The organism is Blautia acetica, assembly GCF_038739805.1.
Lineage (GTDB): Bacteria > Bacillota > Clostridia > Lachnospirales > Lachnospiraceae > Blautia.
Genome location: NZ_JBBEWO010000008.1, coordinates 22,663 through 35,219, shown reverse-complemented (window position 1 = coordinate 35,219; position 12,557 = coordinate 22,663). Strand labels below are relative to the sequence as shown.

Below are 12,557 nucleotides of genomic sequence, written 5' to 3'. Positions count from 1 at the left end.
TGTTCCTCTTATCCTCTGTCCTCTATTTTCTTTTTGTCTCTCTGCAAATGATAGACAAAAAATCCCAGAAACATAGCCGACATAAATCCTATAGAAATTGTATAACTGGCCGATGCCCCCATGACTGCATACCGCTTTGTCAAAATCGGTGTAAGCACATAGGTCAGCACCACGGTAAGCCCACAGCACACAAAAGTACTGTACTGATGCCGCATAATGATAATTCCATACTGCAAAAGCTGATAAAGCGCCGTAAAGCCGCCGCTGATTAATACCACACAAAGTGCCCCTTTATAATGCGTCAAATCCACGCCAAACAAAAATCCCAATACCGGCACTCCCAGGAGCCAGGCGCCTCCGATACATACCAGCGTCACTGTCAGAATCACTGCAACCTGTCTGAGTACCAGCTTTACAAAACCGGAGATATCTCTTTTCACATATTTTTCTGCCAGCACAGAAATAATAGGCTTCAACACAAAAGAGGCAAACATATTCACTACAAACGCCATCATATACAGTACATTGAAAATCCCAAGAGTTTCCGAATCATAATATTTATCCAGAGCATACTTAGACGCGTTGATAATATAGGCATTTAAAAAGGCATTGACAAACAACGGAAGTCCCTCTAAAAGCAGTCCCTTCTGTCTCATCCAGGTGGTCTGAAAAGAAATCCCTCCAAATCTGCCAATCAGCCGGCTGTCAATGACGCACAACATAATCAGATAAGTCACGGCAAGTGCTCCCAGGGCAGCCGCAATATTTTTTGTAAGAAACAGCGTAACTAGAAATGCTGCCAGATAAGACAAAACTTTTACAAATACGCCCTTACAGGCTACATCATATCTTCCTTTCTGCTGATATCTTCCCTCCAGCAAATCCGATACTGCCTCAATGGCTCTGAATAAAATGGCAAATCCAATGGCTGCCAACTTCACGCCCTGATGAGAATCCTTCAAAACCCAAATCACCCCCACCAGGAGCATGGCGGAAACCGTCAGCACTCTTAACACACAATAATCGCTGAAGGTGTATTTTTCTGTCACATCCGATACCTGAAAGGTTCGGATATTATAAAGTCCGATTGTCACCAGCTGATTTCCGATTGTCAGAGCCAAAGCCAGTATACCAGCCTGTGCCACTCCGATATACTTGGAAGTAAACATGGACATCAGAAAAGAACTTCCGGCATATACCGAACCTGCCAAAACCGTCCAGATATACGTCTTCTTCATATTGTGATTGGAAGGCATAAAAAATTTTTCAATCATAAGTCAGCAAACTCCCTGCCAAAGTCCAGTTCTTCCGGCGCATGGTTATGGCGCTTATCTTCCGGCGGCAGTTCCATATAATTGCTACCGTAGCGTCTCTCCAGATATTTTTCCACATGACATGGAAAATTCAGTTCAATAGTTTCAAATTTACGTCTTGCTGTGGGATAAATGTCCCTTTTATCGATGACGCTGGTATACGGAGTGGGGTCAAAGAGATATGCTACCCTTTTCGTATGTACATCTTTATACTGTGTTGCTGCTTTCATTGCTCTTCCATAGAGAAACTTCGGAGAAAAATGCAGCGCTTTTAATCCCCAGTGTGCCAGTTTTGCCACCAGCAGGGTAAGTTTTGCCTTCCAGCCCTCTACATAAATATTAGGTTCTCCTACCTGCCGCAGCACCATCAGTTTTCCCCATGTCCATGCCCGCATAGCCTGACGCCGGAACTTCGGCAGTTCATCCGCTACATTATCAAAGCAGAAAATATCAATGGCAATGCCGATATGCAATCCCAAATCAATCATTTCTTCATTTCTGAAAACGGTACCGGTCCTGTACCATTTCGTCAGTGTCACGGGAAAATCCGGATTGGTATCTGCATTCATAATTTTATAACGTTCTCCGTATTCCTGTTCTGCTACTTCCAGAAAATGTTCATAATGTTCTCTTGTCATTCCCAGGTCAATGTCATCATCCCAGGGAATAAACCCCTGATGGCGGACACCGCCGATAGCCGTTCCCCCACAAACAAAATAATCAATGTTGTGTTTTTGGCACAGCGCGTCAAAATCTTTCAGTATTTCCACCTCTGCCCGCTGCAGTTTTTTCAGTACCTCAGGCTCGTATTCTTTATATAACATATTTTCCCCATTCTAAAAAATCTAATCTACGTGTATTACAAATTCCCTTTTCTTTTGCTGCGTACAGTCCAGGATAACACAGAAGTTTCTGTTTTTCCAGAACTCGTGCACTGTTTCACTCACATTTCTTTCATTATCTGCAGTGTGTGGGCAATTCCGGTTTCAATATCAAAAGCCGGCGTAAAGCCCAAACCTTCCAGTTTCGTACTGTCCAGCACCTGTCTGGTTATGGGCGTACGCTGTGCCATCTGTACATCATCGGGATTTTTGAAAATGACCTGACGGCCTGTCTGTCTGGCTGTTTTCCGGGCAAATTCCGCAATGGTCAGTCTGGACTGCCTGTTGGCAATATTGTAGGCCGCTCCGCATATTCCAGACAACAGGACAGATAAAACAGCGGCTCCGCAGTCCGCCACATAAGTATACGAACGCATTTGACTGCCAGCGCTGTTTAAAACAATGTCCTTTCCTTCCATGGCATTTTCCATAAACTGTACGGTTGCACGATTGTCCCTTTCTGTAATATTAGGTCCATATACATGACTTGGCCGCACAATAACCGTCTCCAATCCATACTGGGCAGTATAGGCACAGCACAAAGTCTCTGCCGCCCGCTTACCTGCCGGATAACAGGAACGCCAGGACAGATTGTCCACATAACCGCTGTATTCTTCTTTATAAGCTTCCAGACTGCTGTCCCCTTGGCCGTACACTTCTCCGGAAGACACAAACAGAAGGCGCTCTGCCCCCTGTTCCTTCCCGTAGTCCAGAAGATTCTTCGTCCCTGCAATATTTCCCATAACCGTTCCCACCGGATCCTTCAAAAAAGCAGCCGGATAGGCATTGCTGGCTGCATGAATCAAATAATCCACAGGAAACTTTTGCTTCATGGGCTTCTCCACATCCTGCTCTACATAAACCAGAGCTTCTGTTTTCACATCTGCAAAACGGGCTTCCAGTCTTTCGCGGCTTCGCCCAACTGCATATATGGTGACATGCAAATCCTGCATACGATTAGCCGTAAGCAGCATATCCACCAGATAGGAACCGATAAGTCCGCCGGCTCCTGTAATCAATAGAGATTTTCCTCGCAGTTTTTCTATTTCTCTGACACCGGAAACTGCTTTTTCCAAATCCTCCGTATACACCCTGCTGCTATACAATTTCATCCGCTTCTCCTCTCAATCCTTAAGCCAGTCTGCTCTCTTTGCCAGAAGAAGTGCTTTGAAAATATCCAAATCCTCCACGGTAGTCAGTTTAATGTTCTTTTCAGAGCCCAGAGAAAAATACACCTGTTCTCCCATCTCTATCATCAGGGTACAAGATGCTACCGAATTGGTAATCCCCCTTTCCAGGGCTCTTCTGTGTAAATCACAAATTTTTCCAAGCGGAAATCCCTGGGGTGTCTGTGTCCGTTTCAGATTATCCCTGGGATAGCTTCCGGTAGAACACATGCCGTCTTCGGTCTGCAGCATAGCCTCCGCACAGGGAATCGTGGCAATGGCACAGCCATATTGTTTTGTCTTTACGATACAATCTGAAATCACATCCGCAGAAACCATAGGACGTATAGAATCGTGAATGAGTACAATATCATCTTTTTGGAACTGTTTTTCCAGTTCAAAAACGCCGTTTCGGATAGAACTCTGACCGTTCTCCCCTCCCGGTATCACATATTTTAACTTTGTAATATTAAACTGCTTTGCATAAGCCCACAAAACCTGCTCCCAGCCATTGATACACACTACCGCAATTGCATCAATATCCGCATGTTTCTGAAATGCTTCCAGTGTATAAAGAATCACCGGACGTTCATTTACAGACAAAAACTGCTTTGGTATACTCTGGTGCATACGAGCCCCGGAGCCGCCTGCAATAATCAATGCCACATTTGCCATTTCGCTTTCCTTCCTTTGTACCTCTCCATGTAGGATTCATTTAAACTTTCTTTAACATTTATATAACATTGTACGAAAAAAATTAAAGAATTTCAAGCTATCCTTTAACTTCCTGTCAAAACTTTATTTAAAATATCAGCAAGAGGCTCCATGGCATTCATTTCCTCCTGCACTGTATTGGTCTGCGCTCCACATTCCACCAAAAGAGTTTTCGGTCTTAAATGCAGATTGTAGCGGTATCCTCTCAGATAAATCGTTCTGGCCAAATCCGGATAGTATTTCTTAGATTCCAACATCATCTGCAGAGAAAAAGCCAGATTTTCTTTGATGTAGGGGTTTGGAAGATAAGAAATCTCCCCGTTTTGATTCGTTCTGCTCAATCCGTTAAAAAACATAATTTTTGCCGTTTCTTTTCCATTAATATTCGTAACCAGCCGTTTATCATCCGGAACTCCATCCCTGTGCAGGTCAATGACCACTTCCACACTGGGATTTTCCTCCAGAATAGCTTCCACTCTCTCCTGCGCATAAGTATATGCCTGATTACGGTCCAGCTTTCCGTCTACAATATCAAAGGTATCTGTCACATGAATAACCTGATAGCCATAAGTATCCCGCAGAAGAGAAGCCAGATACTCCCCCACTCCTACAATGGTGGTAGAGGCATCTCCCGGAATGGAATCAATAAATTCTTCCTGGGAATGGCTATGGTAAATCAATATCTGCGGCTGACTGTTGTCTGTCTTCATCCGCATATCCATCTGTACCAGTGCGGGAGCGTCTAACTGCTCACTGCTCATACTGGTTGTTTTATCCACTGTATAGAAATTACTCATAACAAACTCAAAATCCTGAAATTTTTCCAGTGGGATATCTGTAACCGGCTGTTTTATCTGATTTTCCGCAACTCCTCCTGCTGTACTTGCCTGCTCTGCCTGGGTGCTCTGGGCATCCACACCTCCTGTATTTTCATATCCCGATTCCGGAGGCCCTGCTTCCTGATTTTCTTCTAACAGCTTTGCCTCCAGAAATTCTGTGTTCTCCTCCATAATCTTAGAACTTGTTGCCTGGTCTGTCTCTTCCTGCCCTTCCCGCTGTATATCTGCCGAGGCTGGCAGCAGCCGGGATTCTATCTTCTCCCAAAGCCAACCTGTCATGGTCTCCCCATATTCCCGTGTCACGCCTGGAAGATACATTTCTATTGCCTGCTGCTGTACCTGATACAGCATATGCTCTAAAGTACTCTTTTCCAAAGCCAGCCCTTTTATAACAATATAAACGGCCAGCGCAGCCATTCCCACCCATATCCCGGCGGTCACCACCGTTTCTGCTTTTCTTTTCTTCACCCTATCACCTCATATCTATATATGAGACAATCCTTTTTAATTATTCCTCGGGTTTGGCAAATGCTATATTTAATCCTTCGGAAATAGTAAAGGCCAGGCGTTTTATGGTTTCGTCCACATCTTTCGGGGTCATAAACATACTGTGCAGGGACGGCGCAATCATTTCCTCCAAAAATTCCTTCTTCTCCGCTTCTTCCAGGGTATCCAGCAAATGCGCCATAGAATCCCTGACAATGGTTGCTCCATCCACTACCGTAGGAACCCCGATTCCAATTACGCGTATTCCCAAAGTCTCCTGATTCAATCCGGTTCTGTGATTTCCCACGCCGGAACCGGGACTGATTCCTGTATCCGTTATCTGAATGGTTCGGTTCAGCCGTTTAATGCTTCTGGCCGCCAAAGCGTCGATAGCAATAATAACGTCCGGTCTTGTCTCCTCCGCTACACCTCGCACAATTTCCAGAGTTTCCATACCCGTCTGCCCCATGACTCCCGGAACCAGACCGCTGATACTGTGGAGTTTCTCCTCCCCTGTGCCCTGCACGCCATATTCCCTGATAATATGTCTGGTAATATGCAGATTGGATACCACATCCGGCCCCAGCGCGTCCGGCGTAATATCTCTGTTTCCCAGCCCCACCACCAGAATATTCAGTTCCTGTTTTTCAGGGAGCAGTCCCTTCATATGTTCTGCCAGTTCTTTTGAAATTTCCCTGTGGTAATCCTCATCCGGCACAGACATATTGGGGGCTTCTAATGTAATATAGACACCCTGGGGTCTTCCCATGGTTTTCGCCCCGTTCTCCGTCTCAATGATGACCGTTGTAGTCCTTATGTCTTTTTCTTCATTGTAATCTTCTTTTACCACTACTCCTCTGACTTCTGCATGTTCTTCCTCAAATTTTTCTTTTGCCTCCAGTGCCAAATCTGTACGGATTCTTCCCAATGCCATGCTCTTTTTCCTTTCTGCCCTTCTTCAGACTTTCTGCCGTCCTTTTCTGTTTTCCCGAAAAAAACTCAGGACACCTATATTTTTTGCATTTTAAAGGATTTTATGTATTGACATTTTTCTCTAAATCAACTAGAATGAAAAAGCATGTTATATCGGAGAGTTCCGTGTCTTTCTCCGATAAAAAGATAAATTATAAACCAGTAAATCATATTTGGAGGTGTACGCTTTGGCTAACATTAAATCTGCAAAGAAAAGAGTATTAGTAAACAGAAAAAAAGCTGAGAGAAACAAATCTATCAAATCAGCTGTTAAAACTTCTATTAAGAAAGTAGAAGTAGCGATTGAAGCAAAAGATAAAGAAGCAGCAGTTGCAGCATTACAGAACGCAATTTCTACTATTGATAAAGCAGCTACTAAAGGTGTTTATCACAAAAATACAGCTGCAAGAAAAGTTTCCCGCTTATCTAAAGCTGTAAACACACTTGCATAATTATTGCTGATAGATTTTGAATAGAAATTTTACCGCCTGGCTGGCCGTCATCAGCCAGGCGGTTTTTGTTTCCTCTGCTTCTACTTACTGCTGAACTTCACCAGCAAAAGTTCCACGCTCATACTGTCCGTCATATACCCTGTCTTAACCTTTGTTTCCGTACTGACACATTCCTCCACTGCACTTCGCAAATCTTCTTCACTGTATTTTCGCGCATAAGTCATATAATTGCGTACTACGAAAGGCTGCAATCCGGCTTTTTTCCCTATCTGCCCTTGGTCATATCCTTCTTTCACCAGTTCTTTCACCTGCAGAATCAGATTAAATTGCCGGGCCAGAAGAAAGAGAATTCTCATAGGCGGCTCTTTTAAAGCCAGCAAATCATAATATAAATCCAAAGCTTTCTTTTGATTTTTGTCCGTAACCGCCCGGAGCATATCAAAAATATGGTTGGTAATCTGTGTGGTACAAACCGCCTCAATGTCGGCTTTTGTAATCACATCTCGTCCCATGGTATAACAGAGCAACTTTTCTAACTCTCTTTCTATATTTCCCATATCCGTGCCTGTCTTCTGCAGAAACAACTCCATATCTCTCTGGGTAATCTGTTTTCCCTCTTTTTTCATCATTCCCAGTACCCAGCGCATGAGAGTATTGCTGTCCTGAGTGGTAAATTCCACCACTCTTCCCTGCTTTTTCACCGCTTTATACATGCGGCTTCTCTTATCCACTTCGCTCTCCACGAAAATCATACAGAGATAGTCCGGTAATTCTCCCAGATACTCTGGCAAGCCCTGGCACTGATTTTTAAAAAACCCCGTATCTTCCAGAAGAAGCACCCTCCTGTCCGAAAAAAAAGGCATCGTGTCCGCCAGACTTATGACTTCTCCCGGTTCCGTCTTTCTTCCCTCAAAATAGGCAAAATTCATAGTATCTCCATCCGGCAGGAGTGCTTGCTGCATCTTTTTCTTATACTGCTGTTTCAGATAATCCTCTTCTCCACAAAATAAATACACATGCTTAAAATCCTGATTTTTGATATCTTCCTGTAAACTTTTCATTACATTCTCCTCTATTTTCGCCAAACGGACACTCCCATTGTTCCCGCTCGCTAACGCTCATTATATCATGAATCCCCGGTTCTGTAACAGGAAATCTTGATTTTCTCCTTTTTCACCTGCAAACGCACAGCACCGCACTCTGCCGTATTATAAATTTTTCCGGTATATCTTTTCAGTCTTTCCACCAATTCCTTATGAGGATGTCCATAGCGGTTTCCCGCCCCGCAGGAAATAATAGCAATTTCCGGCTGAACTTCCTGCAAAAACACTTCCGGAGTGGAATTTTTCGAGCCATGATGAGCCACTTTTAACACCTGGCAGTTTCCGGTTTCCTTGAAAAGACTTTCTTCTCCCCTCTCCTGCGTATCTCCGGTAAACAGGAGTACAAACTTCTCTTTTTGAAATTTCCACACCTGTGAGGCCTCGTTGCTTTCCCATTCTTCCCAATTTTCTCCTGAAGGGGACAGACAATCCATCTCCATTTTGTCCTCCTGCAGTTTTGTCCCTTTTTCCGCATAAATAATTTCGCACCCGGCTGCCTTCCCCAATTTTTCCAGTTCCAGCCTCTGCTCTTCAGTTTCCCTGCATGCAGACAGAAAGAGCCGTTCTACCCTTACCATGGTTTCGCCTTTTGCTATAGTTTCCAATAATTCCTGAATACCATTTATATGATCCGCATCCATATGGGAAACAAAAACACCCTTTATCCGAGAAATTCCGGAGGCTTTCAGAAACGGAAGAATCCGGTATTTCCCCACTCCGGACACACTGCTGCTGCCCCCGTCCACCAGATATCCGCTTCTTATGCCCGTCTGAATACAGGCACAGTCTCCCTGTCCCACATCCAAAAAAGTCACCTCTACTGCATTTTGAGGGAGCCGCACAAGTAACACGGTCATGGCTCCTGCCAAAAGTAAGCTGAAATGAAGTCCCCTTTTTCTCAGCCAGAGTACCAGAACCAGTAAAACATAATACAGGGCACATTTCCACAGCTTTGGCTGGCCGGTTATCCACAAAGCCCCCGGAAGTCCGGCTGTAATCTTCCCTGTCTGCAGATACAGTTCCAAAATTCCTGCTGCGGGAAAGGCTGCAATTTTTCCCAAAACTGGAAACCAGACTCCCAAAACACAGCCTAAAATCCCCGAAGCCAGTAAAATGCCCGCTGTAGGTAAAATCAGCAGATTCATAAAAATTCCCCATAATGGAATTTCATAGAAAAAATACATGGTGACAGGCAGCAGCACCAGCCACACGGATATCCCTGACTGTATTCCCGCTAAAATTCCATGATACAGCTTTTCTGCCCTGCTTTCTCTTCTTCTCCCCGCTTTTTTTCCGGGAAATAAGACCGGATATACCGCCCCCAGTCCCAAAATTGCTCCAAAGGACAGGAGAAAACTGCTGTCATAGAGATACAGCGGACTTTCTGCCAGAAGCAGCATAGAGGCCAGCGCCATAGCAGAAAGGAAATCGTAAGTACGCCTGACCCAAAACGCCCCCATGGAAACTGCAAACATCACGACAGCCCGCAGTACAGCCGCCCCGTTCCCCGTAAGACTGCCGTAAAAAAACATGGCGGCCACAGTAATCCCTCCTGCGGCCTTGTAGGGAATTCTGAGTTTTCTCAGCAGCCAGAAGAACACACCGCCTATAACGGAAAGATGGGTTCCTGAAACCGACAGAATATGAGAACACCCCATAAGCTGAAATAAAAACTGCTGTTCTGTATCTATCTGCGCCTTCTCTCCTAAAAGCATGGCCTCCATAATACCCGCCTGTTCTTTTGTCATTACATGGTAAATTCCATTCTGCAGTTTCTGTTTGATTTTCTCCTGCAAACATAAAAACCTGTTTTTCTCCGGCTGTATCACCTGTATATAAGAAACTTTCTGATACCATTTTATCTTTCTGGGATAATAATAGGCCCGCTCATGAAACTGCCCTGGATTTGAAGGCAGGGGAATTTCCTGTAGTTCTCCCTGCAGCAAAACTTCACTTCCCGGTTTCGCTGTTTCTTTCATATGTTCCGTTGTAACGGTTGCTTTAATTCCATCTATGGGATATTTTTTAGAATTTAAAATCAGATTTGCTTTTCTCAAATATAGACTTGTACTGCGGGTATGGACATCCGCTCTGTATACCTCTCCTGTAACGGCTGCCTTCCCGGCAAAAGCCCCGGAAGGCAGCTCAGGCGGGGCATAGGTAAAATATTTTATCCCTGCCCCTCCCAAAAGGTACAACAGAACTGCCCAGAAAACCGCAGCCGCACATAAAGGTCGTTTACTCATGATTTTCTTCTGCCTCTTCACTGTCTATCAGGCTGTAATCCGCATGATATATCTCATCCAGCTTCATACTTTCCCGGAAAGTCACCTTCGTTTCTCCTTCCACAGATATCTGCACGCCCCGCAGGTTACATGCATCTGTAAGGGAATTGACAATAGAATATATAGGCAGCTTTTCCTGTACATTCATAGTATCACTGAGAAAACTCTTATCCAGATTTACATAACAGATTCCCTCTGCAATGGATACACCCAGAATCTTCGTATTCGGTGACAGTGTAGGCTGCAGTTCAGAACTGTTCGGTCCCTTCAAAAGCCTCTCCACCACTTCCCTTTCAATGGGAACATTGCTGCTATAATACACAGAAACTCTTTCCTTTACCAGATTTTCTCCGTCTTTGCTGGCAAAATAAAGATTTAAATCATTTTGTACATAAGAATTGATATTTTCCCCTTCATTTTCCACAAAAGTGGAGGCGTCCATTTTGCCGATATTCTGTCCATCTGCGTCTGTCATAGCCTCTTGCCCCTGATAAAATTCCACATAACTGACTCCGGGAATCTGGGTCAGCGCCTTGACAATTCCTGCTCTCGCCAGAATTTCTCTGGTGTTTTTCATCTTTTTATACTCTTCATTAAAGGTCAGCGTTACGGTCTGTCCCTCATAAGTACAGGTTTCTATCGTTACTCCTTTGGGCAGCAGAGAAAGATATTCTTCATTCTCTGGCTCTTTTCCCAGCATCCCTACAATTTCATTTACCATAGCCTCCGAAGTCCGCTGGGAAGGCACATAGTCCGTTTCTTCCAAAGCAGTTTCCGTAAGGGAAAGATAATACATATGGTATTCTGTCTTACTTTCCTGCTTTTCCTCTTCTTTGCATCCGGACAAATTCAGCAAAATTCCTGCTGTCAGAAGAAGCAAAACAGTCTTCATCATTTTTTTCACTTCATGCCCTCCTTATGCAATATAGTTCAGAGGAATCCTTACAGAAAAAGTAGTCCCCTTATGTTCTTCACTCTTGACCTTAATGGCGCCTCGGTGCATGACAATGGCATTTCTTGTAATGGCCAGACCCAGTCCCGTTCCCCCTATTTCTCTGGAATGAGACTTATCCACCCGGTAGAAACGCTCAAAAATACGGTCAAGGGATTCCTGGGGAATTCCGATTCCCGAATCTGCTACAGATACATAAAAGTATTTGTGATCTGCATTCAAAATCACATGTACCCAGCCGTCCTGTATGTTGTATTTAATTCCGTTTTCCACCAGATTAGTAAGTGCCAGGCTCATCTTCACCTCGTCGATTTCTGCCACAATAGGACGATAGCTTTCCAGCACCAGTTCCACATTTTTCTTGTCTGCAATGGGCTTCAGCCTCTTGAGAATGTTTTCCATCATTTCATTGATATTCACCTTCTCAACATTCAGCTCTGAAGCCTTTTTATCCATTTTCACCAGAGACAGCAGGTCTGTAATAATCTGATTTTCTCTGTCAATTTCCACAGCAATATCCTGCATAAATTCCTGATACAGTTCCACTGGCACATTTTCCTGCCCTGCAAGCGAATCAGCCAGCACTTTAATGGACGTCATAGGTGTTTTCAGTTCATGGGATACGTTGGCTACAAACTCCTGCCTGGAATCATCCAATACCTTCATACGCTTCAGCATTTTATTAAACACACTGCTTATCATCTGTGTTTCCGTGTAATCCGGCACAGAAATCTCTTCATCCAGATAACCGTCTGTCAGTTCTTCAATAGCCTTTCCCACTCTGGCAAAGGGCTTCACCAGAACCTTTGACAACACAAAGCCCAGTACCACCACAAGCAGACAAATAGCCAGCATCAGCAGACTTCCCCTGTGCTCCAAAAACGCAATACTGTCCACAATCTCTCCGGTAGAGGTGCTTACCAGCATTACACCTTCAATGTGCTTGCTCTTTGGGTCCGTCAATGGAATGGTCTGTTCAATATACGAATTTTTCTTATCATAGCTGCTGGTGTCTTCTCCTTCAAAGCACTTAATAACTTCTTCGGACAGCACATATTTTCCTTCATCAATACCGTAGGTATCCTTCACAATCCTTCCGCTCTCATTGATAATCAGAATCCTGCCGTTATAGATAGTAGAAACCAGGGACAGCTCCTTATTGATTGTTTCTGACTGCTGCTGTTCCAGATATCCTTCCTCCATCAACTGATTTCCCAGAATATCGCACTGGTTCTTTACATTGATTTTCCGCAGTTCCACAGCCCGGCTTTCATAACTGCGTACAATCACCATCTCCGTGAGCAGGCAGGGCACAATACCAATAATCACCAACAAAACCATAATGCGGAATCTGAGACTTTTAAAAAATGTCAGTTTCACCTTTACTTTCATCT

At 44.2% G+C, this 12,557-nt stretch carries 11 protein-coding genes; 1 reads left to right on the top strand and 10 read right to left on the bottom strand.

The genetic code is table 11. The features are described from left to right. Positions 1-8: 8 nt before the first annotated feature. From WBS51_RS07290 to gpr, 6 genes are all read right to left on the bottom strand, one after another. Complete coding sequence (locus tag WBS51_RS07290) at positions 9-1,274, bottom strand: lipopolysaccharide biosynthesis protein (protein ID WP_173747935.1); 1,266 nt, start codon at positions 1,272-1,274, stop codon at positions 9-11. Further along, complete coding sequence (locus tag WBS51_RS07285; RefSeq protein WP_173747937.1) at positions 1,271-2,137, bottom strand: LicD family protein; 867 nt, start codon at positions 2,135-2,137, stop codon at positions 1,271-1,273. Before WBS51_RS07285 ends, WBS51_RS07290 begins: the two co-directional genes overlap by 4 nt. 119 nt (positions 2,138-2,256) lie before the next feature. Beyond that, positions 2,257-3,306: an NAD-dependent epimerase/dehydratase family protein gene (locus WBS51_RS07280; RefSeq protein WP_173747939.1), complete on the bottom strand. Its 1,050-nt coding sequence runs from the start codon at positions 3,304-3,306 to the stop codon at positions 2,257-2,259. A 12-nt stretch (positions 3,307-3,318) separates the two neighbouring features. Beyond that, positions 3,319-4,035, bottom strand: coding sequence for an IspD/TarI family cytidylyltransferase (locus WBS51_RS07275; protein ID WP_173747941.1), 717 nt, complete (start codon positions 4,033-4,035; stop codon positions 3,319-3,321). Between the two features lie 104 nt (positions 4,036-4,139). Then, a complete protein-coding gene (gene spoIIP / locus WBS51_RS07270; RefSeq protein ID WP_294459665.1) occupies positions 4,140-5,381 on the bottom strand; it encodes a stage II sporulation protein P in 1,242 nt (413 codons plus the stop codon). 40 nt (positions 5,382-5,421) lie between these two features. Then, entirely contained in the window at positions 5,422-6,333 is a 912-nt protein-coding gene (gene gpr / locus WBS51_RS07265; protein ID WP_294459668.1) for a GPR endopeptidase, read from the bottom strand. A gap of 226 nt (positions 6,334-6,559) precedes the next feature. Here gpr and rpsT point away from each other — a divergent pair, with 226 nt between their 5' ends. Next, positions 6,560-6,823, top strand: a complete 264-nt coding sequence (gene rpsT / locus WBS51_RS07260) for a 30S ribosomal protein S20 (protein ID WP_173747947.1) — start codon at positions 6,560-6,562, stop codon at positions 6,821-6,823. An 80-nt stretch (positions 6,824-6,903) separates the two neighbouring features. Here the strand turns inward: rpsT and holA are convergent, their stop codons facing one another. The 4 genes from holA to WBS51_RS07240 all read right to left on the bottom strand — a co-directional run bounded on the left by holA (position 6,904) and on the right by WBS51_RS07240 (position 12,555). Continuing rightward, entirely contained in the window at positions 6,904-7,884 is a 981-nt protein-coding gene (gene holA, locus WBS51_RS07255; protein ID WP_173747949.1) for a DNA polymerase III subunit delta, read from the bottom strand. A gap of 65 nt (positions 7,885-7,949) precedes the next feature. Continuing rightward, a complete protein-coding gene (locus tag WBS51_RS07250) occupies positions 7,950-10,172 on the bottom strand; it encodes a DNA internalization-related competence protein ComEC/Rec2 (protein WP_173747951.1) in 2,223 nt (740 codons plus the stop codon). Further along, the gene (locus tag WBS51_RS07245; RefSeq protein ID WP_226853487.1) at positions 10,165-11,106 is read right to left on the bottom strand and encodes a GerMN domain-containing protein; all 942 of its coding nucleotides are present in this window, start codon (positions 11,104-11,106) and stop codon (positions 10,165-10,167) included. The genes WBS51_RS07250 and WBS51_RS07245 overlap by 8 nt, the downstream gene beginning before the upstream one ends. A gap of 21 nt (positions 11,107-11,127) precedes the next feature. Next, positions 11,128-12,555: a sensor histidine kinase gene (locus tag WBS51_RS07240; protein ID WP_294459675.1), complete on the bottom strand. Its 1,428-nt coding sequence runs from the start codon at positions 12,553-12,555 to the stop codon at positions 11,128-11,130. Positions 12,556-12,557: the final 2 nt, after the last annotated feature.